This window comes from Allobosea sp. P4_H5, from assembly GCF_056400825.1.
In genome coordinates, this window is sequence record NZ_JBFUKM010000001.1 from 800308 (window position 1) to 822946 (window position 22639).

The window sequence follows — 22639 nt, forward strand, 5'->3', positions numbered from 1 at the left end:
CCGCCAGCCGTCAGCCAAGCAGAACGTGCTCCAAAATCAATCACGATCTGCCTCTATCATGTGCATTACGCACAATTCAACGGCAAAATAGCGTATTCACAACAGACGACGTGAATTACCTAAGTCAATCTCCGCAGCCACCTGCAACACAACAAAAAAGGCGCCCGAAGGCGCCTTTTCAAAGAGAGTTTTTCTCAGTGCGAACTGGGCGGCCCGCCCTGCTCGAACCGGATCTCGGCCGCCATCAGCCCCTTCGGTCCAGGCCCATAGCGCACCAGCACGGTCTGCCCCGGAATCAGCTCGACGATGCCGTAGCGGCGCAGCGTCTCCATATGGACGAAGATGTCGGGCGCGCCCTCGCCGGCCGAGACGAAGCCGAAGCCGCGCAGGCGGTTGAACCACTTCACCACCATGCGCTCCAGCCCGCTCGTCGGCGTCACCGTCGCATTGGTGCGCGGCATCGGCATCTCAGCCGGATGGCGCGCCGCGGAGGTGTCGATCGAGAGCACCCGCGTGGCCTGGCGACCGCGCGCCTTGGCAACCGCCTCGAGCACGATGCGCGCGCCCTCGGCGATGGCATGGAAGCCGTCGCGTTTCAGGGTGGTAACATGGACCAGGACATCGCTGCCGCCATCCTGTGGCACCACGAAGCCGTAGCCTTTGCTCACATCGAACCATTTGACGTGGCCGATGATCTCGACCACCTGCTCGGCGATCGTCTCAGGCCCGTCCAGTCGCACGATCCGGTTGAGCGATTGCAGCGGGCCGACCGGTGGCCTGCCTCCGTCGCCGTATTCGTCGGACATGTTCCGCTCATCTCCGCCGCGAACGTGATTCGTGACGTGACGATAGCACCCCGACGAAGCCGGGAAACAGCCGCTTCCCGCTCATCCACATCATCAGCATGCGCAAAGCGCGTGTAGGGCCGCCGAAAGCTGCGCCTTGTCGCTTCCGCGCATCAGGTCGATGATCGGCCCAAGAGTCGCAGGCGAGAGTCGGAGAACAGCCATGCGCATCGCCCGTATCGAGCCCTTCATCCTCCATATCCCGGTCACTGGCGGCTCGATCGCCGACTCGACCCACCGGATCAGTCATTGGGGCGTGGTCGGCACGAAGGTCGTCAGCGAGGACGGGCTCACCGGCTACGGCTTCACCGGCACCCATGCCGATCTCGCCTCCGACCGGCTGATCACGTCGTGCATCCGCGATTGCTACACGCCGCTGCTCGTCGGCGAGGACGCTTCCGAGCATTCGCGGCTCTGGCTGAAGCTCGCCCGCCACCCGGCGCTGCAATGGGTCGGCCGCGCCGGCATCACCCAGCTGGCGCTGGCCGCCGTCGACATCGCGCTCTGGGATCTCAAGGCGAGAAAGGCGGGCTTGCCGCTCTGGCATCTGCTCGGCGGCGCCAGCAAGACCAAGCTCGAAGCCTATAATACCGATATCGGCTGGCTCTCGATCCCCAAGGACGAGCTGGTCGAGGGCGCACGCATGGCGGTCGAGCGCGACGGCTTCCACCGCATCAAGATCAAGGTCGGCCATGCCGATCCGATGACCGATATCGGCCGGCTCGAAGCGGTCCGCCGCGCGGTCGGCGACCATGTCACCATCGCGGTCGACGGCAACGGCAAATGGGACCTGCCCACCTGCAAGCGCTTCTGCGGCCGCGCCGAGGCGCTCGACCTGTTCTGGTTCGAGGAGCCGCTCTGGTACGACGATATCGGCTCGCATGCCGAGCTCGCCCGCTCGACCTCTATTCCCGTCGCGCTCGGCGAGCAGCTTTATACGGTCGATGCCTTCCGCGCCTTCATCCAGGCCGGCGCGATCCATTATGTCCAGCCCGACGTCACCCGCCTCGGCGGCATCACCGAATACATCCAGGTCGCCGAGCTGGCGCTGGCCCATCGCCTGCCGGTCGCGCCCCATGCCGGCGAGATGAGCCAGGTCCACGTCCATCTCGCCTACTGGCATCAGGCGACGCCGGTGCTCGAATACATCCCCTGGATCAAGGACGCCTTCGCCGAGCCGGCCAATGTCGCCGACGGCTCTTTCCTGCGTCCGCAGCAGCCGGGCGCCGGCACCACGCCGACCAGGGACGCCTTCCAGCGTTTCGCCAAGCCGCTGGCCTGAAGGACCCTGCTATGCTCGACGCCACGACGCTCGTTCTGTTCACCGCCGCCTGCGCCGTGCTGACGGCGACGCCCGGCCCCGACATGCTGCTGATCGCCTCGCGCAGCATGAGCCAGGGCCGTGCCGCCGGCTTCATGACCTATGCCGGCATCGCCACCGGCAGCTATCTCCAGGCACTCGCCGCCGCCTATGGCCTGTCGCAGCTCTTCCTGCTCGTGCCGGCCGCCTATGACGCGCTGCGCTGGGCCGGCGCCGCCTACCTCGCCTGGCTCGCCTGGAAGACCCTGCGCTCGCCCGCAACGCTCTTCGCTCCGACGGCCGACGCTGCACGCTTCCCGCTGCGCCAGATCTTCCTGCAGGGGCTGCTGACCAATCTGCTCAATCCGAAGATGGCGCTGTTCATGCTGGCACTGCTGCCGCAGTTCCTGAAGCCTGAGGCCGGCTCTCTCCTGCTCCAGGTCGTGGTGCTGGCGACGATCCTCAACGTCATGGGATTGATCGCGAACGGGATCGTCATCCTGACGGCGAGCCGGCTCGGCCGCGCCATCGCCAGCCGCCCGCATCTGGCGCTCTGGCCGCAGCGCATCCTCGGCGTCGTCTTCGGCGGGCTGGCGGTGAGGCTCGCCTTCGCCTCGCGCGACTGATCAGTTCGCCAATCGCGCCAGCACCGGGCCGATCTCGCTCCGTACGACGAGATCGGCGATCGGATCGAGGTCGGTCGGCTCGCGATTGAGGATGACGAGCTTGGCACCATTCCGCTTGGCGATGACCGGAAAGGTCGCGGCCGGAAAGACGACAAGCGAGGAGCCGGCGACCAGATAGAGATCGGCGGACATCGTCAGCTCATGCGCCCGCAGCATCGGTTGCTGCGGCATCTGCTGGCCGAAGGAGATCGTCGCCGTCTTCACGATCCCGGCGCACATCACGCAGGCGGCCGGCTCGCCACTCGCTTCGAACTCCGCCCGGATCGCCGCAAGCTCATGCCGCCAGCCGCAGGTCAGGCAGGTCGCATAGGTGCCGTTGCCGTGCAATTCGATCACGCCATCCTCGGCGATGCCCGAGGCCTGGTGCAAACCATCGATGTTCTGCGTGATCACGCCGGGCGAGCGCCCCTCCGCCATCAAAGTCGCCAACGCCCGGTGGCCGCGATTGGGCCTGGCATCGCGATAATGGTCGTCCATCGCGAATTTGCGCCGCCAGGCCTCGATCCGCGCCTCCCGGCTGGCGAGGAACATCTCGAACGGGATCGGCTTGTTCTGCATCCAGGGCGAGCCGGGCGACCGGAAATCCGGCACGCCCGATTCGGTCGAGATCCCCGCCCCGGTGAACGGCACGATCACCCGGGCGCGGTCGAGCATGGCATGCAGTTCCTCGATCGCGTCCTCGGTCGCCTCGTCCATGCCGTCAGCCTCGCCTTGTTCCGGTTCGAATATGGGGCGTACCAGCGCTGCGCTCCAGCCCTGCCAGCGAAGCCGTTGACGCCGAAAGAAACGCGCCGCAAAGCTCAGCCATGTCCGCGTCCTCTCCCGCCCCGCTCAATCCCGACCTCATCGACACCGCGACCCCGCCGATCCCCGAGGCCAAGGCCTGGGCCCGCGGCTATGCCGGCGGCAATGGCCCGCTGATCGACCTGTCGCAGGCCGTGCCGGGCTCGCCACCGCCCACCGCCTTGCTGGAACGCCTCGCCGAGGCAGCTGCCACGCCCGAGAGCACGCGCTATGGGCCGATTATGGGCGACGACGTCCTGCGCGAGGCCTATGCCGCCGAGAGCAGTGCCTTCTATGGCGGGACGATCCGGCCGCAGGAGATCGCAATCACCGCCGGCTGCAATCAGGCCTATGTCACCGTGATGATGGCGCTCGCCCGCGCCGGCGACAATGTGTTGCTGCCGACGCCGTGGTATTTCAACCACGAGATGACGCTGAACATGCTCGGCGTCGAACCGCGCCCGCTGCCTTGCGATCCGCAGCGCGGCTTCGTGCCGGATGCCGAAACCGCTGAGGCGCTGATCGACGAGCGCACCCGCGCCATCGTGCTGGTGACGCCGAACAACCCGACCGGCGCCGTCTATCCGCCTGCGACCATCGCCGCCTTCGCCGCGCTCTGCCGCAAGCGGAAAATCTGGCTGGTGCTCGACGAAACCTATCGCGACTTCCTGCCCGAGGGCGCCGACCGACCGCATGAGCTCTTCGCCGCAAGCGACTGGCAGGATTCGCTGATCGGCCTCTGCAGCTTCTCCAAGGCCTATGCCGTGCCTGGCTGGCGATTGGGTGCGATCACCGCCGGCGAGGCGGCGCTGGCCCAGATCGGCAAGGTACTCGACTGCGTCCAGATCAGCCCGGTGCGCGCCGGCCAGAGCGCCGTCGCCTGGGGCATCGAGGGCATCCGCGCCTGGCGCGAGGCGAACCGCGCCGAGATGAACTCCCGCGCCGCGCTCTTCCGCCAGGCGATCGCGCCGCTGAACGGCTGGAACGTGCTCGCCGCCGGAGCTTACTTCGCTTACGTCGCCCACCCCTTCGAAGGCGTGCCAGCGGCCGAGGTCGTCCGCCAGCTGGTGCAGGAGCGCGGCGTGCTCGCTCTGCCCGGTCCCTATTTCGGCCCCGGCCAGGAGCAGCACTTACGCATCGCCATCGCCAATGTCGCGGCCGAGCGCATCGCTGAGCTGGGCGAGCGGCTGAAGGGTTTTTCGCTCTAGCTTTTCAGTTCCTTCGTCCCTTGAGACCTCATCCTGAGGAGCCATTCCGTCAGGAATGGCGTCTCGAAGGATGCTCAAGGAGGCTCCGGAGACAGCTGGAACATCCTTCGAGACGCGGGCTTCGCCCGCTCCTCAGGATGAGGGCTATTAGATGTGCGAGCAGCCCCTTCACCCCTTCGCCGCCGGGCACTTGCTCTCCGATAGCGGCCAGACCGTTTCCTCGGGCGCGATCTTGCGCACGATCTCGAAATAGTCCCACGGCCCCTTCGAATCCGCCGGCTTCTTGACCCGGGCGAGATACATCTCGCGCAGCACCCGGCCGTCGGCGCGGATTTTCGCATCTTTGGTGAAGGCGTCGTTGATCGGTATGGCGCGCATCGCGGCGGCGACCTTGTCGGGATCGTCGGTGCCGGCCTGCTTGATCGCCTTGAGATAGTGCACCACCGAGCCGTAGACGCCGGCATGCAGCATGGAGGGCATCATCCCGGCCTTCTCCAGGAACTGCTTCGACCAGGCCCGCGAGGGCTCGTCGAGATCCCAGTAGGAGGCGGTGGTCAGATAAGTGCCCTGCGTCGCCTTGAGGCCGAGGCTGTGCACGTCCTGCAGGAAGAAGATCAGTGCCGCGAGGTTCTGGCCCTGCTCCGCCAGTCCGAATTCGCCAGCCTGCTTGATCGCGTTGACCGTGTCGTTGCCGGCATTGGCGATACCGATCACCTTGGCGCCAGACGATTGCGCCCGCAGCAGGAAGGAGGAGAAGTCGGCATTGTTCAGGGGATGGCGCACCGCGCCGACGACCTTGCCGCCATTGGCCTCGACCACATCGGTCGCGTCTTTCTGGAGCTGGTGGCCGAAGGCATAATCTGAGGCCAGCATGAACCAGGAGGTGCCGCCCGCCTTGACCACCGCCGAGGCGGTGCCGCGGGCGACGCCATAGGTGTCGTAGGTCCAGTGGAAGCCATAGGGCGAGCACTGCTCATTGGTCAGCGCCGTCGTGCCGGCGCCGGAATACATCACGATCCGCTTCTTCTCGCGGGCGAGCGACTGCAGCGCCAGCGCCACCGCGGAATTGGGCACATCGACGACGGCATCGACCTTGTCGATGTCGAACCATTGCCGGGCGATCGAGGTGCCGAGATCAGCCTTGTGCTGATGGTCGGCGGCGACAATCTGGATCGGCTTGCCGAGCACGGTCGCGCCGAACTCCTTGACCGCGAGCTCGGCCGCAATCACCGAGCCCTTGCCGCCGATATCGGCGGTGACGCCAGCCATATCGGTGAGCACGCCGATCTTGACGACATCGTCGCTGACCTGCGCCAGCGCCGGCATGGAGACGAGCGCCATCAGGGCGCCGCCTGCAAGAAGCGACCGCATCACAATCCTCCCGAGCTATCGTCCGGCAGTGCCGCCGGTTCGAGCTTCAAAGACCCCTAGTCTCCAGCCAGGCGACGATCAGGGCCGCGATCTCGTCGCTGTTGTCCTCGCACATCGGCATATGGCCGTTGCCGGCGATGCCGCGCTCCGGCAGGAAGACGAACTGCGCGCCGAGATAGCGCGCCGTCGCCTCGTCGACCGCGCGCGGATGGCGCGGATCGCTGTCGCCGGTGACGATCAGGATCGGCAGAGCGGCAAGGTTCGCCGGATCGGCGATGCACAGGCCCTTGCCGCCGATATTGAAGCGCTCGTTCATCAGACGCGCGCTCTCGGGCACGATCGAGCGGCGATAGGCCTCGAAGGCCTGCTGCGGAAAGCGCTCGGAATTGGCCCAATAGGCGCGCATGAACTCCGGCGGGATGAAGAGCGGCTTGTCTTCCTCGACCCGGACGGGGCAGCCCAGGCTCTCATCGTCCTTGAGTTTGGCCACCGCCTCAGCATCATCGGGCAAGACCGGTAGAAGATTGGCCGGACCGCCCGGCGCGACGCCGACGATCGCCGCGATCGCCTTTGGAATCCGCTCGGCGATCCACCAGGCCATCGGCCCACTCGCCGAATGCACCAGCAGCACCGCCGGCCCGATCTCCTCCAGCAGATGCTGCAGGCTGGTCGCGATCTCGACGCTCGACAGCGTGGCGAAATCCGGCCGCATCGGCGAGCGGCCATGGCCCGGCCAGTCCGGCACGAAGACCTCGCGGCCGCAGGTGAAAAACGGTGCCCAGCCCGGCCGCCCGTCCGGCGTCGTCAGATAGCAGGCGCCGGTATGCCCGCCGCCATGGACGAGGACGATCGGCAAGCGTCCCGCTTGGGCCACCCCGAGCCGGTCGACATAGATCGGATGAGCGTCCGTGCCCGAATAGAAGCTCTTCGGCGCGCGCAAAAGCGCCTGCCGCCTTGTGGCACCAGCCTGGTCCATCGCCTCCTCCCGGCACGGCAAAACCGTGCCATTCCTTAGCGAGGATGCTAGGACCGGCTCATGGCGCGCGCAACAAAAAAGTCCAATATGAGACTAATTCCGCAGGACGAGGCCGGCGAGCTCGACGCCGGGCAGCGGCGCGCGATCCTCGACGGCACCGCGATCCCGACCGCCTACAAGATCGGCTACATCCTGAACTTCTATCGCGAGCCGTCCTTCCGAGCGATCGAGATGGAGTTCGGGCTGACCCGGCCGGAGATCGTCATCCTGATCTTCCTGACCGTGCGCGACGGCGCCACCGCCAGCGAGTTCTGCGAGTTCTCCGGGCATCTCAAGGCGAGCGTCAGCCGCGCCGTGATCCTGCTCGAGAAGAAGAAGCTGATCCGCCGCGAGCCTGACATGGCCGACAGCCGCCGCCAGCTCCTCTTTCTGACGGCGGAAGGCCGCGCCCTCTACGAGCGCTACATCCCGGCCCTCAAGGCCAGGGAGGCGGCGATGCTCGATTGCCTGGCCGGCGAGGAGCGGGCCCAGCTCGGGCGGCTGCTCGATAAGCTCGCCGCCCATGTCCCGCAATGGGGCTTCGCCTCCGAGCTGTGAGGCTCGGAAGCGTCAGCGCAGCAGCGCCGCATAGCGCTCGCGATAGGCATAGACCAAGAGGCCGCCCGTCACGATCAGGATGATCGCGACCGGGATGCCGGCCGGGTTGATGGCGAAGTGGAACAGCACGATCACCGCCATCACCGGCGCGATCAGCGCGAGCCCGAAAGCCGGCACGACGTTGAACAGCAGGCTCAGGCCGCCGGCGAGGTTCACCGCCTTGAGGAAGGGCCAGAAGAACCCGGAGTTCTGCAGTGCGGCTTCGAAGACGAGTCCGCGTTCGGAAGTCGGCGGATGGATCAGGTGAGTGCCGGTGGCGAGCCACCAGAAACCGTCGACCGCGCTGACGATGAAGAGCAGGCCGAGGGCGATACGGGGCAAGGTGACCATCAGAAAGTTGCGCATAGTCCGTTTTCTTATCGGTTGAAGCACCGGACGAAAGCCGGCGCGCCTGCATTGCGACCGCCTGAGCGGGTTTTGCCCCTCGCGCCCTTGTGACATGCATGCCGCCGCGAAGAATGCTCTGCACGGCCGCAGCGGCAATGCGCCGCGACCGGAACTGGTGACGATGACGATCGCATTGACGAGGCGGACCCTGCTGCAGCTCGCCGGCACCACCTCGCTCGCCATGGCAGCCGCTGCGGCTGCGCAGGCGGAGGGACCAGCGCCCGCCGGGGCAGACTCGGGATCGGGCTTTGCCGGCAGCGCGCCGATCCGCTGCGGCGCGATCGGCCTGCGCGTGCGCGACCTCGACAGAATGAGCCGCTACTACCAGTCCGTGCTCGGCCTCGGCGTCATCTCGGCCAGCGCCGATGGTGTCATCCTCGGCGCCGGCAATGTGCCGCTGGTCTGGCTGGAGTCGCGACCGCAGGCTGCATTCGAGCCGCGCAGCGCCGCCGGCCTGTTCCACACCGCTTTCCTGATGCCGTCGCGGCACGATCTTGCCCGCTGGCTCGTCCATGTCGCGCGCAACCAGACGCCACTCACCGGCTTCGCCGACCACAGCGTCAGCGAAGCCGTCTATCTCGACGATCCCGAGGGCAACGGCATCGAGGTCTATGCCGATCGCGATCCACGACTCTGGCGCTGGGAAGGCGAGCGCGTCGTCATGGGCACGCACCGGCTCGACGTCGACGGCATCCTCGCTTTGACCGATGTGAACCGCAGCGACTATCGCGAGGCCCCTGCCGGGCTGCGCATCGGCCACATGCATCTGCGCGTCGGCGACATCGCCCAGTCCGAGACCTTCTACCGCGACGCGATCGGCCTCGATTCGACCTCGCGCCGCGACACGGCGAGCTTCCTCTCATCCGGCCGCTATCATCACCACGTCGCGCTCAACACCTGGAACAGCGCCGGCGCCGGGTCGCGCGACCGGGCCCAGACCGGCCTAGACTGGTTCTCGCTCGAGGTCGCCGATCCCGCTCTGCTGGCGACGCAGCGCCAGCGCATGGCAAGCGCCGGCTATGCACCGACAGCCGTGGCTCGCGGCTTCGAGAGCACCGACCCGTGGGGAACCCGGCTCAGGCTGGTGAGTACCTGATCGAAAAGCCTACCTGGCGCGTATCATGCCGGCCGAAGCGAAGCGGAGAGCCGGGATCCATTCCTGAACCGTTCAGGCATGAATCCCGGATCGGCGCCGCTTCGCGGCTTGTCCGGGATGACCGCCTAAAAAAGTGCGCAGTTGCGCGCTCTCACATCGTCGCGCCGATCTGCCAGGGCACGAACTCGGCGTCGCCATAGCCCATTTCCTCGGACTTCGACTTCTCACCCGAGGCGATCTTCAGCAGGTAGTCGAAAATCTCCTTGCCCTTCTCCTCCAGCGTCACGCCGTCGAGGACATCGCCGCAATTGAGGTCCATGTCGTCGGTCTGCTTCAGATACATCGGCGTGTTGGTCGCGAGCTTGACCGAGGGCGTCGGCTTGCAGCCATAGGCCGAGCCGCGGCCGGTGGTGAAGGCGAGGATGTTGGCGCCGCCGGCGACCTGCCCCGTCGCGGAGACCGGATCATAGCCGGGCGTGTCCATGTAGACGAAGCCCTTGCTTCGGACCGGCTCGGCATAGTGGTAGACGGCGGCCAGCGTCTTGGTGCCGCCCTTGGCGGCAGCGCCGAGCGACTTCTCCAGGATGGTGGTCAGGCCGCCCGCCTTGTTGCCGGGCGACGGGTTGTTGTTCATGTCCATCCGGGCGCGGGCCGTATAGTCCTCCCACCATTTGATGATGCCGACGAGCTTCTCGCCGACCTCGCGCGTCGCAGCGCGGCGGGTGAGCAGGTGTTCGGCGCCGTAGATCTCCGGCGTCTCGGAGAGGATCGCGGTGCCGCCATGCTCGACCAGGAGGTCGACGGCCTTGCCGAGCGCCGGGTTTGCGGTAATGCCGGAATAGCCGTCCGAGCCGCCGCACTGCAGAGCGAGCATCAGCTCGGAGGCCGGCACGGTTTCGCGCTTGGCCTGGTTGGCGATCGGCAGCATCACCTTCAGCGCCTCGATCCCGGCCGCGACGGCCTTCCTGGTGCCGCCGGTTTCCTGGATGGTCAGCGTGCGGAAGACATCGCTCTCCTCGACGCCATAGGCTTCCTTCATCCGCTTGATCTGGAAGCCCTCGCAACCGAGGCCAACGACGAGTACCGCCGCCATGTTCGGATTGCAGGCATAGCCCCAGGTCGTGCGCTTCAGGACTTCGAAGCTCTCGCCGTTGTAGTCGATGCCGCAGCCGGTGCCGTGGGTCAGGGCGATGACACCGTCGACATTGGGATAGTCGGCAAGCAGGCCCGAGCGCTTGACCTCCTCGGCCATGAAGCGCGCGGCCGAGGCCGAGCAGTTCACCGAAGTGAGGATGCCGACATAGTTGCGCGTGCCGGCATTGCCGGCCTTGCGGCGAAAGCCCTCGAAGGTCGCCTGCTGCTCGACCGGCAGCACGAACTCCGTCTTCGCCTCGGCGGCATAGGCATAGTCGCGCTCGAAGGCGTGGAAGCCGGTATTGTGCTCGTGCACCCATTCGCCAGGCGGGATGTCGAGCGTGGCGAAGCCGATGATCTGGCCGAACTTGCGGATCGGCTCGTCCTTGGCGATCCGGGTCAGCGCGATCTTGTGGCCGCGCGGGATGCGCTTCAGCGCGGTGACCCCGGCAGCACTGACACCGACATCGATCGGATCGACGGCGACCGCGACATTGTCGGCGGCATTGAGCTTCAGCGTGCGCGGCGGAACGGCTTTGTCGAGCATGATGATACCTTGGGACCGGCGGCTCCCCCGCCTCCCCTAAGCAATGCTCTGATTGCGGCCTTTTTTCAATCGGTTGAAACTGGGAGCTGAGTTGCGCCAGTCGCGGGCAACAGCCAGCGATGCAGGCTCGATGCGGAACCACGCCGTCTTTCCGGGACTTCGCGCAGCGAAGGGCCCGGAATCCAGAACCGATACCGGTCGGGATTATGGCGTGGCGACCGACGAGCTATCCGATCTCCGTCTCGGTTCTGGATTCCGGGCTCAGCCCTACGGGCTGCCCCGGAAAGACGGCGCGGCTTCATCGGAAATCTACCGCTCGACCGAAACGTCGAGCCGCATCGCCGGGTGGATGCCGCAATAGAGCTCGTAGCGTCCCGGCCGCGCGAAGGGCAGCGTCACCGACTGGCCGGGCTCCTGCGCGCCGGAATTGAACGGCCGCAGCCCGGTATCGAGACGGACATTATGGGTGCGGACATCGTCGTTGACGATCGTCAGGCTCTGCCCGGCCCGCACGCGCACCGCCGGGGGCTGGAACAGCTTGTCCTTCTGCGAGATCACCGTGCCTTCGCGCGCGGCCGGCGGAACGGCAGGGCTCGCCGCGACCAAGGGCGCCGGCACCGGCGGGTTCTCGCTCGACAAGGTCGCGAGAAAGGCGAGCAGCGCCGCCCGCTCCGGCTCGGTCAGTGTCACCAGCTTAAGGTCGGGCGACAGGCTCGGGCGCTGGACGACGCCATGGTCGTAATGGTCGAGCACCGCATCGAGAGTCGCCAGCGAACCGTCATGCATATAGGGCGCCGTCCAGGCGAGCTCGCGCAGCGACGGGGTCTGGAAGGCATGGTCGGCAGCCGGCAGGCCGATGACCTTGCCGCGTCCGAGATCGCTGCCGGGCAGGCCGATGTCGTGGAAGGCCCTATCGGTGAAGGCCCAGCCGGAATGGCAGTTGCTGCAGCCGGCCCTGCCGTTGAAGAGCGCGAAGCCCGCCTTCTCTTCGGCATTCAGCGCCGCCTCATTGCCCTCCGCCCAGGCGTCGAAGCGCGTTTTCGGCGAAACCAGGCTGCGGACATGGGTCGCGAGCGCGGCGGCGATCTGATCGGGGCCGATCTGCGGATGCTGGGGAAACGCCTCGGCGAAGGCCTTGCGATAGGAGCGGTCGTGCCCGAGCTTGCCGGCGAGACGGGGCAGGCTCTCGCCCATTTCGAGCGGGTTCTCGATCGGCCCGCGCACCTGCTCCTCGAGCGTCCGCGCCCGCCCATCCCAGAAATAGGCGGCGCCCCAGGCGAGGTTCCACAGATGCGGCGTATGCCGGACGAGCGGCTTCTTGGCGACGCCGCGGCCGATCGGCACGCCGTCACTGAGGCCGAGCGCCGGATCATGGCAGCTCGTGCAGGAGACCGCTCCGTTCACTGACAAAGCTGGATCGGAAAACAGCCGGCGACCGAGCGCGTGTCTGGCCGGCGTCGGCGGATTGGCCTCGGGAAACGGCACGCCGTCCGGGCGGCGATAGAGTGGACGCAAGGCCACCAAGGCAGCCTCGCCGGCCCCCGGCGCCTGCTCCTGTGCCTGCGAGCCTCCGGTCAGCGCGAGCGCGGCCGCCAGCATGCCAGCGAGGAATGCCCTGGGCAGCGATGGCGCCGGCTTCATCTCGTTCGGGGTGACGACAGCCAAGGCCCGTCGCCTCAGCGCAGGAAGTTCCCGGCCTGCAGCTCGACGCGGGCAATGTCGGAAAGGACGTCGCTGGCATCCTTGACCGGCTTCTTCGGCGCGACGGCAGCCGGCCAGGCTTTCTTGAGATTCGCGAGCGCGCCACGCAACTCCTTGAGCGCCTCGGCATCCTTGGTCTGCAGGTCGGCGGCGACGGCCTCGACCATTGCCTCGGCATGCCAGACGAACCCACGCGAATCCTGGTACTCCACCGCCTTGGCGATGCGGCCCTTCTCGATCGCATTGCCATATTCGTCGGCCGCGACCTTCAGCGTCTCCAGCGCGGTCTCGACCGAGAAGCGCGGCCAGTTCTGCTCCGCTGCCCGCAGGCCGACATCGGCCTCGGCGAGCCGCTCCTGCACCTGCTTGAGCGCGCCGTCATAGGCCTCCTTCTTCTTGGCCTTGACCGTCTGCACCAGCGCCTTCAGCGCCGCCTCGAAGGGGCGGACCTTGTAGGTGGCAAGATCGCCCTTGATGCCGCCATAGATCTCCTCGGCCGGATGCAGGAAATGCGGCAGCGCCTCGCCGAAACGGCCCGCGCGCACCAGTTCGTCACCGACCAGCAGATGGCCGCGGATCAGGGCGACCGAGCGTGCAAATTTCAGGTTCGGAGCAAGCCCACCGGCCTTGCCGCCTTCACCACCCTCTCCGCCTTCGCCGCCCTGCCCCTTGGCAGGCGTCGCCGGCGCGCCATGGCTGCCGGCCGCATGCTGCGCCAGCTGGATACCGTCGCCCTGGCGCAAGCCGGGCGCCGCCGCGACCTGACCGAGATCGGCGCCCGCCAGGCCTGTGCCAGCGGCGATCACGGTTCCGAGGCCGAGCCAGAGTTTGCTGGTGGTCTTCATCGCGGCCTCCTGTCATCGGGCCGGCACAACTTGGCCCGCAAAGTCGTCGCAGCGGCATGAGCCCGAATTCTCGGGCAGTCAAGGAAAGAGGCTAGGCTGAAAGCTTGATTATAGTTGTTCTAAAGAGACTTAAACCGAACTCTGAAGGTGTTCGCGGTGGACAGCGCCCACCGCGCCACCGATGATGACCGCACTCGCCGTGAAGGTCCCGCCATGATCCTGCCGATCGGCAATGTCCTCAGCCCCGCCGAAGTCGACGAGGCCCGCGCCGAGCTCGCCGCGATCCGCTTCGAGGATGGAAGTGGCACCGCTGGCTGGAACGCCAAGCTGGTCAAGAACAATCGGCAGGCCGCCCCGGGCGCAGGCAGCGAGGCGCTCAGGCAGAAGCTCGCCGAGCGCATCCTCGCCAACGAGGTCTTCGCCGCCGCCGTGCGGCCGAAGGCGCTGACGCCGCTGTTGTTCAGCCGCTACGAGCCCGGCCACGCCTATGGCAGCCATGTCGACGATGCGCTGATGGGCGGGCTGCGCACCGATATCTCCTTCACCCTCTTCCTCGCCGCGCCCGAGAGCTACGAGGGCGGCGAATTGGTGATCGAAGGCACCTCCGGCGACGAGTGGATCAAGCTGCCGGCCGGCTCGCTGATCGCCTACCCCTCGACGACGCTCCACCATGTCGCGCCGGTGACGACAGGCGAGCGCCTCGCGGCGGTCGGCTGGGCGCGCAGCTTCATCCGCGATGGCGGCCAGCGCGAGATCCTGTTCGATCTCGACCGCGCCCGGCGGGCCCTGTTCAGCCGCGACGGCAAGACCGCCGAGTTCGACCTCTTGTCGAAATCGCTCGCCAACCTGATCCGGATGTGGGCGGAAGACTGAGGCATCAGCGCACAAGTCACCTCCCCGCGTTCGTTCAAGTGCCATAGAACGAACTGCACGCAATGCGCGCTTGCAGCGAGTGCTCGACGGGCGCAGGCTGCCGATCGGACGGGATATGCCCGTCTCATGTGAGCGGAGAGACATCCGTGCACACCGCCGATCGCTCGCAAGCGCCGCTGCTGCCGCTGGTCCTGGCATATCTCCGGCACAGGATGGGGCTGCTCATGGCCTCGCTCAGGCCCCGCCATCGCGCCCAGGATATCGCGGCGCTGACATCGCGGGATAGCGCGCCGCCGGGCGGCTAGCCCAGCCGCAGCTCCCGCACCACCTGCTCGACGATCGCCTCCCTGCTCGCCTCGACCTGGACGACGAGCGGCTTCTCGTCGGCGCCCGGTTCCTCCAGAGTCGCGAACTGGCTGTCGAGCAGGGCCGGCGGCATGAAATGGTGCTGGCGGGCGGCCATGCGCTGGCCGATCAATTCGCGCGAGCCCCTGAGGTAGACCAGCGCCACGTCCGGCCGATTTCCCACGATCACGTCGCGATACGCCTTCTTCAGCGCCGAGCAGGTGACGATGCCGTTACCGCCGGTCGTCCGCAATTCATCGATCCAGGCCGCGATCGCCACGAGCCATGGCTTGCGGTCCTCGTCGGTCAGCGGAATGCTGGCCGACATCTTCGCGACATTCTCCGGCGGATGGAACGAGTCGGCATCGCGGAACGGCCAACTCAGCTTTTCGGCGAGCCGCTCGCCGAGCGAGGTCTTGCCCGAGCTCGCCACACCCATCACGACGATCACCGCCGGTTTCCCGGCGCCATTGGCAAAGGTCATGCTCGCTCAGCCCTGCTTCTTCGGCTCGACATGGCCGCCGAAGCCGGCGCGCATGGCAGAGAGGATTTTTTCGGCGAAGGTATGGTCCTTGCGCGAGCGGAAGCGGGTGTAGAGCGAGGAGGTCAGCACCTCGGCCGGCGTCGCGGTCTCGATCGCCGCCTGCACCGTCCAGCGCCCCTCGCCCGAATCCGAGACATGGCCGGAATAGGCGCCGAGCTCCTCGTCGGCCGCAAGCGCCTCTGCGGTCAGGTCGAGCAGCCAGGAGGTCACAACCGAGCCGCGCCGCCAGACCTCGGCGATCTCGGCGACGTCGAAGTCGAAGCCGTATTCCTCCGGCAGGCCGTCCTTGGCCGAGGCGTTGCGCAGGAGGTCGAAGCCTTCGGCGAAGGCCTGCATCATCCCGTACTCGATGCCGTTATGGATCATCTTGACGAAATGGCCGGCGCCGGCCGGGCCGCAATGCAGATAGCCCTGCTCGGCCGTCGGATTGCGTCCTTCGCGATGCTTGGTCGGCTCGATCTCGCCCTTGCCCGGCGCCAGCGCCTTAAAGATCGGCTCCAGCCGGTCGAAGGTCGCCTTGTCGCCGCCGACCATCAGGCAATAGCCGCGATCGAGCCCGTGCACGCCGCCGGAGGTACCGATGTCGAGATAGTGCAGGCCCTTGGCCTCGAGCTCGCGCCCGCGCCGGACATCGTCCTTCCAGAAAGCGTTGCCGCCATCGATCAGCGTATCGCCGGGGCTCATCATCGCCGCGAGATCGGCGAGCGTCTTCTCGGTGATCTCGCCGGCCGGCAGCATGATCCAGATCGCGCGCGGCGCCTCAAGCTTCGCCACCATCTCCTTGAGATCGCCGACATTGATGGCACCGTCCTTCGCCAGCGCCTCGCCCGGCTTCGGGTCGCGGTCATAGACCACGCAATTGTGCCCGGCGCGGTGCAGCCGCCGGACGATATTGGCTCCCATGCGGCCGAGGCCGACCACTCCAAGCTGCATAGCGAACGCTCCTGCTGCCGGCAGAGAGCCGGCTTTGGCGATGCTAAATGCCCCGGCGAAGAGCAGCCGGCAAGCGTTGGCCGGCCGGCACGCTAGCTGCATCATGTTGTCCGGGCGCTCTGGCGGCCGAGCCAAAGCTTGCCTAAACCGCCTGGGCGCCTTCTGTTTCGAAGGCACGGATATCCACAGCGAAGGCAGGCAAAGGGAGCGTTATGGCGGCTGAAGGCTTCTCTCAGGATCTGGTTCAAGCCGTCGGGCTTCTGGGAGCGGGCGTCATCGCTGTGCCGATCTTCCGCAAGCTCAAGCTCGGCTCGGTGCTCGGTTATTTCGCCGGCGGCCTTATCATCGGGCCCTCAGGCATCGGCCTGTTCTCCAATCCTGAAAGCGTGCTCCACGTCGCCGAATTCGGCGTCGTCATGTTCCTGTTCATCATCGGGCTGGAGATGCAGCCCTCGCGGCTCTGGAACCTGCGCGGCGAGATCTTCGGCCTCGGCGTCGCCCAGGTCGGGCTCTGCGGCGCGCTGCTGACCGGGGTCGGCATTCTTGCTGGCCTCCCTCCCGCCGCCGCCTTCATCGCGGGCATGGGCTTCGTGCTGTCCTCCACCGCGGTCGTGATGCAGATGCTGAACGAACGCGGCGAAGCCTCAACGCCGCAGGGCCAGCAGGCGGTCTCGATCCTCCTGCTCGAAGACCTCGCCATCGTGCCGCTGCTCGCCGTGGTCGCCGTACTGGCACCGGCGAAAGCAGCCGAGAGCAGCGGGATCATGCCGCTCTTGATCGGCGCCGGCTCGCTGATCGGCCTCGTCGTCGCCGGCAAATGGCTGCTCAACCCGATGTTCCGGCTGCTCGCCAATGCCCAGGCTCGCGAGGTCATGACAGGCGCGGCCCTGCTCGTCGTGCTCGGCTCGGCGCTGGCGATGCAGCTCGGCGGCCTCTCGATGGCGATGGGCGCTTTCTTGGCTGGCGTGCTGCTGTCCGAGTCGACCTTCCGCCATCAGCTCGAGGCCGATATCGAGCCGTTCCGTGGCCTGCTGCTCGGCATGTTCTTCCTGGCGGTCGGCATGTCGCTCGATCTCAAGCTGATCGGCCAGGAATGGCGGGCGGTCGCCCTCGGCGTCGCCGCCTTCATGCTGGTCAAGGCGGCCGGCATCTTCATCGTCGCCAAGCTGTTTCGCACCCGCACGCGCAACGCGATCACCCGCGTCGCGCTGTTTTCGCAGGGCGGCGAGTTCGCCTTCGTTCTCTACAGTGCCGCCGCCGCGGCGGGCATTTTCGACGCGCGTATCAACGCCATCGCCAGCGCCATCGTGATCCTGTCGATGGCGATAACGCCGCTGGTCGTGCTCGCCATCGACCGCTTCATGCCGGCCGAACAGGAATCGCTGGACGGCGTCGTACATGCCGAGGGGCTCAAGGGACGCATCCTCGTCGTCGGCTTCGGACGCTTCGGCCAGGTCGCGAGCCAGGCCCTGCTCGCCCGCGGCTGCAGCATCTCGCTGATCGAGACCGATGTGGAGATGATCCAGGCCGCCGCGACCTTCGGCTTCAAGGTCTATTACGGCGACGGCACGCGCGCCGACATCCTGCACGCCTCGGGCGCCCATCAGGCCGAGGCGATCCTGGTCTGCGTCGAGAAGCGCGAGACGGCCAACACGATCGTGCGGGTGGCGCAGGCCGAGTTCCCGCATGCCAAGCTGTTCGTGCGCGCCTTCGACCGCGGCCATTCGATGGACCTGATCCGCGCCGGCGTCGACTACCAGATCCGCGAGACCTTCGAATCCGCCATGGTCTTCGGCGGCGAGGTCCTGCGCGCGCTGGGCGTGCCGGAGGAGGAAGCTGCCGAGATCGTCGAGGATGTCCGCCGCCGCGACGCCGAGCGCCTCGATCTGCAGGTCGCTAGCGACATCCATGCCGGCCATGACCTGATCCACGGCAACCAGCCGACCCCCGCCCCGCTCACCAAACCGAAGGCGCAGGGCACGGTCGTTGGCGACCTGCCGGACGGGGCCGGCGCCAGGCCGTAACGGCCGGCGCCGGACCTCTATCAGGGGAACATCAGCGGCAGCGGCTCGGCCTGCCAGACGGCTTCGAGCGTAAGCAGCCTGAGGGCGGTAGCGCCGAGTCCGTCGCCGATCGCCTCGACGACGAAGCTCTCTGCCTCGGCCTGCCTCGGGAAGGCAACCGCCAGCATCACGCCATCGCCCAGCTCCCGATCACGGGCGACGAAGTTCAGCTTCGCCCGCCCGTGGAGGCCGAGCCGGCCGATGCGCGCGAGCAAGGCTTCGCGCAGATCCTCGCGACCCGCCGCGATCTCACAAAGGACGAGCGCTTCCATGGCGCTCAACCATTGCGGAAAGTGTAGCTGTAGCCATTGATCGCCGGCACGCCGCCGAGATGGGCGTAGAGCACCTTCGAGCCGGCCGGGAAGAAGCCCTTCTTCACCAGGTCGATCATGCCCTGCATCGATTTCCCCTCATAGACGGGGTCGGTCATCATGCCTTCGAGCCGGGCCGACAGGCGGATCGCCTCGATCGTCTCCTGTGAGGGCACGCCATAGACCGGATAGGCGTAGTCCTCGTTGAGGACGATATCGTCGGCTGTGATCTGCTTGCCGCCGACGAGCTCGGAGGTCTTCTGCGCGATGTCCAGCACCTGCGCTTTGGTCTGCGCCGGCGTGAACGAGGCATCGATGCCGATGACGTTGCGCTGGCGTCCATCCCTCGCGAAGCCGACAACCATGCCGGCATGGGTCGAGCCGGTGACGGTGCAGACGACGATGTAGTCGAACTTGAAGCCGAGCTCTTCCTCCTGCGCCCTCACCTCCTCGGCAAAACCGACATAGCCGAGCCCGCCGAACTTGTGCACGGAGGCGCCGGCCGGGATCGCATAGGGCTTGCCGCCCTTGGCCTTCACATCCTCAAGCGCGTTTTCCCAGCTCGCGCGGATGCCGATGTCGAAGCCCTCGTCGACCAACTCGACATGGGCGCCCATCACCCGCGACAGCAGGATGTTGCCGACCCGGTCATAGACCGCGTCCTCATGCGGCACCCAGCTCTCCTGCACGAGCCGGCACTTCATGCCGATCTTGGCGGCGGTCGCCGCGACCATGCGGGTATGGTTCGACTGGACGCCGCCGATCGAGACCAGCGTATCGGCGCCGGACGCGATCGCGTCGGGGACGATGTATTCGAGCTTGCGCAGCTTGTTGCCGCCGAAGGCGAGGCCGGAATTGCAGTCCTCGCGCTTGGCAAAGAGCTCGACGGCGCCGCCGAGATGGGCGGAGAGGCGCGGCAGCTTCTCGATCGGCGACGGCCCGAAGGTCAGCGGGTAGCGTTCGAACTTGGCGAGCATGGCGGGTTTCCCTTCCGAAATGACCCGCAAAAGCTAGCAAAACGCTCCTGAAAGGTGCTCCCGAACTTCGCTTCCGATTTTTCTTCTACTTTCACACAATCTGCAATCTGCTAGCTTTGAGCGACATTAGCTGCGCCAAAAACGGAAGAATCATTCATGGAGGCAGAACTCGACCGGACCGACCTCAAAATCCTGCGTTTGCTGCAGGCGGACGGGCGCATGGGCAATGCCGAGATCGCCAAACGCGTGAACACCAGCGCCGCCACCTGCCATCGCCGCATCCAGCGCCTGTTCGCCGAAGGCTATGTCACCGGCGTGCGCGCGCAGGTCGATCCGCACAAGGTCGAGAAGGGCACGCTCGCCATTGTCGGTGTGGTGCTCGACCGCTCGACGCCGGAGAGCTTTGGCCTGTTCGAGGAGGCGGTGAAGCAGCTCCCCGTCGTGCTCGACTGCCATATCGTCGCCGGCGACTTCGACTATTTCCTCAAGATCCGCGTGCGCGACCTCGCCGACTTCAACAAGCTGCACGCAAAGACGCTGCTGGCGCTGCCCGGCGTGCGCCAGACCCGCACCTTCTTCGTGATGAAGGAGGTCATCGACAACGCGCCGCTGGAGTTTTGAGGCGGCGCACGGCCCTCGAAAAAAGTTTCGCCGACCGCATTGACTTAGAGTGCGCTCGAACTCGTAGCTTCCCCGGCGTCGTGATGAGAAGGCGGCCATGAAGATCGGTGAACTTGCCAGGCGATCGGGACTATCGGCCCATACGATCCGCTATTACGAGCGGATCGGGCTGCTGCCCTATGCCGACAGGGACCGGTCACGCCAGCGCGACTACGACGCCTCGATCCTGACCTGGATCGATTTCCTCGGCCGGCTCAAGACCACCGGCATGCCGATCCGCGAGATGCTGCACTATGCGGCACTGCGCGAAGAGGGAGCCGGCACGGAAGCCGATCGTCGTAGTTTGCTGGAACGGCACCGCGAGCAGGTTCGCGCTCGCGTCGCCGAACTCGAAGCCTGCCTTCTCGTCCTCGACACCAAGATCGCCGGCTATGCCGACATCGAGAAGAGGATCGAAGACCATGACGCACACCAACGCACACGCCGAAACCAGCAGGCTGGAGCGCGGCAGGCGGGCTCTCGCTGAGATCGACGGCGAGGCCGGTCACAAGGTGATCGCGGCGCTCGCCGACATCGCGCCCGATTTCGCCAACTACGTGTTCGAGTTCTCGTTCGGAGACATCTATTCGCGTCCGGGGCTCGACCTGCGTTCCCGCGAGATCGCGACGATCGCAGCGCTGGCCGCGATGGGCATCGCCCAGCCGCAGCTCAAGGTCCACATCGAGGCGGGGCTGAATGTCGGCCTGTCGCGCCAGGAGATCACCGAGATCCTCATCCAGATGGCGGTCTATGCCGGCTTCCCGGCAGCGCTCAACGGGCTGTTCGCGGCGAAGGAGGTCTTCGCCGCGCGCGACCCCGCTGCTTGAACCGAGGTTGCATCGGACCCGCTGACTGCTGATCAGCGGGTCTCACCTTTACACCTGGATCAACCGCTGCACCTGGTTGCCGTCGAGCTCCGCCATCGGCCCCGCGAGCACCACCTCGCCGCGGTCCATTACGAACATCGTGTCGGCGAGGTCGCGGGCGAAGTCGAAATACTGCTCGACCAGCACGATCGCCATGTCGCCGCGCTGGCGCAGATAGTCGATGGCGCGGCCGATATCCTTGATGATCGAGGGCTGGATGCCCTCGGTCGGCTCGTCGAGAACCAGCAATTTGGGTCGGGTGACCAGCGCTCGCGCGATGGCGAGTTGCTGTTGCTGACCGCCCGAGAGGTCTCCACCGCGCCGGCCCAGCATGGACTTCAGCACGGGGAATAGGTTGAAGAGCTCGTCCTGGATGTAGCGCTCCTTGCGCGGCAAAGGCGCGAAGCCGGTCTCCAGGTTCTCCTTGACGCTGAGCAGCGGGAAGACCTCGCGGCCCTGCGGAACGAAGCCGATGCCGGCGCGCGCCCGGTCCTCGGTGCGCAAGGTCGAGATGTCCTCACCGCCGAAACTGATCCTGCCGCCGCTGATCGGCTGCTGGCCGACGATGGCGCGCATCAGCGAGGTCTTGCCGACGCCGTTGCGGCCCATGACGCAGGTGACCTTGCCGATCTCGGCGGTTACCGAGACGCGTCGCAAGGCCTGGGCAGCACCGTAATGGAGGTCGATGGCTTCGACGTTCAGCATGAGCAGTTGTCCCGCCGCATGATCTGATCGGAGAACCGGTTTTCACGTGTCCAGATCATGCTAGCGCCCCAGATAGACTTCGACCACGCGCTCATTGGCACTAACCTGATCGAGGGGCCCCTCAGCCAGCACCGAGCCCTCGTGGAGTACCGTCACCTTCACGCCAAGCTCGCGGATGAAGCCCATGTCGTGCTCGACAACGATGACCGAGTGATCCCGGGCGATCTCCTTGAGCAGCACGGCCGTCTGCGCCGTCTCGCCATCGGTCATGCCGGCGGCCGGCTCGTCGACGAGGAGAAGCTTGGGATCCTGTGCCAGCAGCATGCCGATCTCGAGCCACTGCTTCTGGCCGTGGGAGAGCGAGCCGGCGAGCCGCTCGCGCTTGTCGGCGAGCTTGATGATGCCGAGGATCTCGTCGATCCGCTTCTGCTGGGCACTCTCCGTCTGCCAGAACAGCGTCTTCAGCACTGTACGCTTCGATTTCAGCGCCAGGAGGATATTGTCCTCGATCGTGTGGAAGTCGAACACGGTCGGCTTCTGGAACTTGCGGCCGATGCCGAGATTGGCGATCGCGGCCTCGTCGAGCCGGGTCAGGTCGACCGAGCCACCGAACATCACGGTGCCTTCGTCCGGCCGGGTCTTGCCGGTGATGATGTCCATCATGGTGGTCTTGCCGGCGCCGTTCGGGCCGATGATGGCGCGCATCTCGCCGGGTTCGATCGTCAGCGACAGGCCGCGGATCGCCTTGAAGCCATCGAAGGAGACGCTGACGCCGTCGAGATAAAGCAGCGAAGAGGTCAGCGCGCCGGGTGTGGGAGCGTTCATG

24 protein-coding genes are annotated in these 22639 nt (G+C 66.5%); 10 read left to right on the forward strand and 14 right to left on the reverse strand.

What is annotated here, in order from left to right; translation table 11 throughout:
- Positions 1–194: 194 nt before the first annotated feature.
- Positions 195–806: a cold-shock protein gene (locus tag AC1DS0_RS03800; RefSeq protein ID WP_091828504.1), complete on the reverse strand. Its 612-nt coding sequence runs from the start codon at positions 804–806 to the stop codon at positions 195–197.
- 202 nt (positions 807–1008) lie between these two features.
- On the opposite strand from AC1DS0_RS03800, the gene AC1DS0_RS03805 reads away from it, so the two are divergent.
- Together AC1DS0_RS03805 and AC1DS0_RS03810 are read left to right on the forward strand one after the other, a co-directional pair.
- Positions 1009–2127 (forward strand): mandelate racemase/muconate lactonizing enzyme family protein, encoded by a 1119-nt coding sequence (locus AC1DS0_RS03805; protein ID WP_476813032.1) that lies wholly within the window; start codon positions 1009–1011, stop codon positions 2125–2127.
- 11 nt (positions 2128–2138) lie between these two features.
- Positions 2139–2771, forward strand: a complete 633-nt coding sequence (locus AC1DS0_RS03810; protein ID WP_476813033.1) for a LysE family translocator — start codon at positions 2139–2141, stop codon at positions 2769–2771.
- Here the strand turns inward: AC1DS0_RS03810 and AC1DS0_RS03815 are convergent, their stop codons facing one another.
- Positions 2772–3527, reverse strand: a complete 756-nt coding sequence (locus tag AC1DS0_RS03815; RefSeq protein ID WP_476813034.1) for an SIR2 family NAD-dependent protein deacylase — start codon at positions 3525–3527, stop codon at positions 2772–2774. It abuts the gene before it with no gap.
- A gap of 110 nt (positions 3528–3637) precedes the next feature.
- On the opposite strand from AC1DS0_RS03815, the gene AC1DS0_RS03820 reads away from it, so the two are divergent.
- Positions 3638–4822 (forward strand): aminotransferase, encoded by a 1185-nt coding sequence (locus AC1DS0_RS03820; RefSeq protein WP_476813035.1) that lies wholly within the window; start codon positions 3638–3640, stop codon positions 4820–4822.
- A gap of 168 nt (positions 4823–4990) precedes the next feature.
- Here AC1DS0_RS03820 and AC1DS0_RS03825 read toward each other — a convergent pair whose 3' ends face one another.
- Together AC1DS0_RS03825 and AC1DS0_RS03830 are read right to left on the reverse strand one after the other, a co-directional pair.
- Entirely contained in the window at positions 4991–6193 is a 1203-nt protein-coding gene (locus tag AC1DS0_RS03825; protein WP_476813036.1) for an ABC transporter substrate-binding protein, read from the reverse strand.
- A gap of 46 nt (positions 6194–6239) precedes the next feature.
- Complete coding sequence (locus tag AC1DS0_RS03830; protein WP_476813037.1) at positions 6240–7169, reverse strand: alpha/beta fold hydrolase; 930 nt, start codon at positions 7167–7169, stop codon at positions 6240–6242.
- Positions 7170–7256: 87 nt separating this feature from the next.
- Here AC1DS0_RS03830 and AC1DS0_RS03835 point away from each other — a divergent pair, with 87 nt between their 5' ends.
- Positions 7257–7766: a MarR family winged helix-turn-helix transcriptional regulator gene (locus AC1DS0_RS03835; RefSeq protein WP_476813038.1), complete on the forward strand. Its 510-nt coding sequence runs from the start codon at positions 7257–7259 to the stop codon at positions 7764–7766.
- Positions 7767–7778: 12 nt separating this feature from the next.
- On the opposite strand, the gene AC1DS0_RS03840 is transcribed toward AC1DS0_RS03835, so the two are convergent.
- A complete protein-coding gene (locus AC1DS0_RS03840) occupies positions 7779–8171 on the reverse strand; it encodes a hypothetical protein (protein ID WP_476813039.1) in 393 nt (130 codons plus the stop codon).
- Between the two features lie 163 nt (positions 8172–8334).
- Here AC1DS0_RS03840 and AC1DS0_RS03845 point away from each other — a divergent pair, with 163 nt between their 5' ends.
- A complete protein-coding gene (locus AC1DS0_RS03845; protein WP_476813040.1) occupies positions 8335–9309 on the forward strand; it encodes a VOC family protein in 975 nt (324 codons plus the stop codon).
- Between the two features lie 151 nt (positions 9310–9460).
- Here AC1DS0_RS03845 and AC1DS0_RS03850 read toward each other — a convergent pair whose 3' ends face one another.
- The 3 genes from AC1DS0_RS03850 to AC1DS0_RS03860 form a co-directional block, all read right to left on the reverse strand.
- Positions 9461–10990, reverse strand: a complete 1530-nt coding sequence (locus AC1DS0_RS03850; RefSeq protein ID WP_476813041.1) for a UxaA family hydrolase — start codon at positions 10988–10990, stop codon at positions 9461–9463.
- A gap of 309 nt (positions 10991–11299) precedes the next feature.
- Positions 11300–12655 (reverse strand): cytochrome c peroxidase, encoded by a 1356-nt coding sequence (locus AC1DS0_RS03855; protein ID WP_476813042.1) that lies wholly within the window; start codon positions 12653–12655, stop codon positions 11300–11302.
- An 11-nt stretch (positions 12656–12666) separates the two neighbouring features.
- Positions 12667–13536 carry a hypothetical protein gene (locus AC1DS0_RS03860; protein WP_476813043.1) on the reverse strand — a complete coding sequence of 290 codons (870 nt, stop codon included), beginning with the start codon at positions 13534–13536 and terminating at the stop codon, positions 12667–12669.
- A 213-nt stretch (positions 13537–13749) separates the two neighbouring features.
- Between AC1DS0_RS03860 and AC1DS0_RS03865 the strand changes: the two genes are divergently transcribed.
- The gene (locus tag AC1DS0_RS03865; protein ID WP_476813044.1) at positions 13750–14409 is read left to right on the forward strand and encodes a Fe2+-dependent dioxygenase; all 660 of its coding nucleotides are present in this window, start codon (positions 13750–13752) and stop codon (positions 14407–14409) included.
- A gap of 301 nt (positions 14410–14710) precedes the next feature.
- Here AC1DS0_RS03865 and AC1DS0_RS03870 read toward each other — a convergent pair whose 3' ends face one another.
- Positions 14711–15238 (reverse strand): gluconokinase, encoded by a 528-nt coding sequence (locus AC1DS0_RS03870; protein ID WP_476813045.1) that lies wholly within the window; start codon positions 15236–15238, stop codon positions 14711–14713.
- Between the two features lie 6 nt (positions 15239–15244).
- Entirely contained in the window at positions 15245–16231 is a 987-nt protein-coding gene (gene gnd, locus AC1DS0_RS03875; protein ID WP_476813046.1) for a phosphogluconate dehydrogenase (NAD(+)-dependent, decarboxylating), read from the reverse strand.
- A 212-nt stretch (positions 16232–16443) separates the two neighbouring features.
- Here gnd and AC1DS0_RS03880 point away from each other — a divergent pair, with 212 nt between their 5' ends.
- Positions 16444–18255, forward strand: a complete 1812-nt coding sequence (locus tag AC1DS0_RS03880; protein ID WP_476813047.1) for a monovalent cation:proton antiporter-2 (CPA2) family protein — start codon at positions 16444–16446, stop codon at positions 18253–18255.
- Between the two features lie 20 nt (positions 18256–18275).
- Here AC1DS0_RS03880 and AC1DS0_RS03885 read toward each other — a convergent pair whose 3' ends face one another.
- Positions 18276–18566 carry a hypothetical protein gene (locus AC1DS0_RS03885; protein WP_476813048.1) on the reverse strand — a complete coding sequence of 97 codons (291 nt, stop codon included), beginning with the start codon at positions 18564–18566 and terminating at the stop codon, positions 18276–18278.
- Positions 18567–18571: 5 nt separating this feature from the next.
- Positions 18572–19582, reverse strand: coding sequence for a 1-aminocyclopropane-1-carboxylate deaminase (locus AC1DS0_RS03890; RefSeq protein WP_476813049.1), 1011 nt, complete (start codon positions 19580–19582; stop codon positions 18572–18574).
- A gap of 156 nt (positions 19583–19738) precedes the next feature.
- On the opposite strand from AC1DS0_RS03890, the gene AC1DS0_RS03895 reads away from it, so the two are divergent.
- From AC1DS0_RS03895 to AC1DS0_RS03905, 3 genes are all read left to right on the forward strand, one after another.
- On the forward strand, positions 19739–20203 hold the full coding sequence (locus AC1DS0_RS03895) for an Lrp/AsnC family transcriptional regulator (protein WP_476813050.1): 465 nt from the start codon (positions 19739–19741) through the stop codon (positions 20201–20203).
- A 97-nt stretch (positions 20204–20300) separates the two neighbouring features.
- Complete coding sequence (locus tag AC1DS0_RS03900; RefSeq protein WP_476813051.1) at positions 20301–20729, forward strand: MerR family transcriptional regulator; 429 nt, start codon at positions 20301–20303, stop codon at positions 20727–20729.
- Entirely contained in the window at positions 20665–21069 is a 405-nt protein-coding gene (locus tag AC1DS0_RS03905) for a carboxymuconolactone decarboxylase family protein (protein WP_476813052.1), read from the forward strand. Before AC1DS0_RS03900 ends, AC1DS0_RS03905 begins: the two co-directional genes overlap by 65 nt.
- Before the next feature lie 48 nt (positions 21070–21117).
- Here AC1DS0_RS03905 and urtE read toward each other — a convergent pair whose 3' ends face one another.
- Together urtE and urtD are read right to left on the reverse strand one after the other, a co-directional pair.
- The gene (gene urtE / locus AC1DS0_RS03910) at positions 21118–21813 is read right to left on the reverse strand and encodes an urea ABC transporter ATP-binding subunit UrtE (protein ID WP_476813053.1); all 696 of its coding nucleotides are present in this window, start codon (positions 21811–21813) and stop codon (positions 21118–21120) included.
- 60 nt (positions 21814–21873) lie between these two features.
- Positions 21874–22638 carry an urea ABC transporter ATP-binding protein UrtD gene (gene urtD, locus AC1DS0_RS03915; protein WP_476813054.1) on the reverse strand — a complete coding sequence of 255 codons (765 nt, stop codon included), beginning with the start codon at positions 22636–22638 and terminating at the stop codon, positions 21874–21876.
- Between the last annotated feature and the right edge of the window lies 1 nt (position 22639).

What these genes read in the sequence shown, in the direction of transcription:
- AC1DS0_RS03800 (WP_091828504.1), bottom strand. Translation starts at nt 806, where the DNA reads ATGTCCGACGAATACGGCGACGGAGGCAGGCCACCGGTCGGCCCGCTG.
- AC1DS0_RS03805 (WP_476813032.1), top strand. Translation starts at nt 1,009, where the DNA reads ATGCGCATCGCCCGTATCGAGCCCTTCATCCTCCATATCCCGGTCACT.
- AC1DS0_RS03810 (WP_476813033.1), top strand. Translation starts at nt 2,139, where the DNA reads ATGCTCGACGCCACGACGCTCGTTCTGTTCACCGCCGCCTGCGCCGTG.
- AC1DS0_RS03815 (WP_476813034.1), bottom strand. Translation starts at nt 3,527, where the DNA reads ATGGACGAGGCGACCGAGGACGCGATCGAGGAACTGCATGCCATGCTC.
- AC1DS0_RS03820 (WP_476813035.1), top strand. Translation starts at nt 3,638, where the DNA reads ATGTCCGCGTCCTCTCCCGCCCCGCTCAATCCCGACCTCATCGACACC.
- AC1DS0_RS03825 (WP_476813036.1), bottom strand. Translation starts at nt 6,193, where the DNA reads ATGCGGTCGCTTCTTGCAGGCGGCGCCCTGATGGCGCTCGTCTCCATG.
- AC1DS0_RS03830 (WP_476813037.1), bottom strand. Translation starts at nt 7,169, where the DNA reads ATGGACCAGGCTGGTGCCACAAGGCGGCAGGCGCTTTTGCGCGCGCCG.
- AC1DS0_RS03835 (WP_476813038.1), top strand. Translation starts at nt 7,257, where the DNA reads ATGAGACTAATTCCGCAGGACGAGGCCGGCGAGCTCGACGCCGGGCAG.
- AC1DS0_RS03840 (WP_476813039.1), bottom strand. Translation starts at nt 8,171, where the DNA reads ATGCGCAACTTTCTGATGGTCACCTTGCCCCGTATCGCCCTCGGCCTG.
- AC1DS0_RS03845 (WP_476813040.1), top strand. Translation starts at nt 8,335, where the DNA reads ATGACGATCGCATTGACGAGGCGGACCCTGCTGCAGCTCGCCGGCACC.
- AC1DS0_RS03850 (WP_476813041.1), bottom strand. Translation starts at nt 10,990, where the DNA reads ATGCTCGACAAAGCCGTTCCGCCGCGCACGCTGAAGCTCAATGCCGCC.
- AC1DS0_RS03860 (WP_476813043.1), bottom strand. Translation starts at nt 13,536, where the DNA reads ATGAAGACCACCAGCAAACTCTGGCTCGGCCTCGGAACCGTGATCGCC.
- AC1DS0_RS03865 (WP_476813044.1), top strand. Translation starts at nt 13,750, where the DNA reads ATGATCCTGCCGATCGGCAATGTCCTCAGCCCCGCCGAAGTCGACGAG.
- AC1DS0_RS03870 (WP_476813045.1), bottom strand. Translation starts at nt 15,238, where the DNA reads ATGACCTTTGCCAATGGCGCCGGGAAACCGGCGGTGATCGTCGTGATG.
- gnd (WP_476813046.1), bottom strand. Translation starts at nt 16,231, where the DNA reads ATGCAGCTTGGAGTGGTCGGCCTCGGCCGCATGGGAGCCAATATCGTC.
- AC1DS0_RS03880 (WP_476813047.1), top strand. Translation starts at nt 16,444, where the DNA reads ATGGCGGCTGAAGGCTTCTCTCAGGATCTGGTTCAAGCCGTCGGGCTT.
- AC1DS0_RS03885 (WP_476813048.1), bottom strand. Translation starts at nt 18,566, where the DNA reads ATGGAAGCGCTCGTCCTTTGTGAGATCGCGGCGGGTCGCGAGGATCTG.
- AC1DS0_RS03890 (WP_476813049.1), bottom strand. Translation starts at nt 19,582, where the DNA reads ATGCTCGCCAAGTTCGAACGCTACCCGCTGACCTTCGGGCCGTCGCCG.
- AC1DS0_RS03895 (WP_476813050.1), top strand. Translation starts at nt 19,739, where the DNA reads ATGGAGGCAGAACTCGACCGGACCGACCTCAAAATCCTGCGTTTGCTG.
- AC1DS0_RS03900 (WP_476813051.1), top strand. Translation starts at nt 20,301, where the DNA reads ATGAAGATCGGTGAACTTGCCAGGCGATCGGGACTATCGGCCCATACG.
- AC1DS0_RS03905 (WP_476813052.1), top strand. Translation starts at nt 20,665, where the DNA reads ATGACGCACACCAACGCACACGCCGAAACCAGCAGGCTGGAGCGCGGC.
- urtE (WP_476813053.1), bottom strand. Translation starts at nt 21,813, where the DNA reads ATGCTGAACGTCGAAGCCATCGACCTCCATTACGGTGCTGCCCAGGCC.
- urtD (WP_476813054.1), bottom strand. Translation starts at nt 22,638, where the DNA reads ATGAACGCTCCCACACCCGGCGCGCTGACCTCTTCGCTGCTTTATCTC.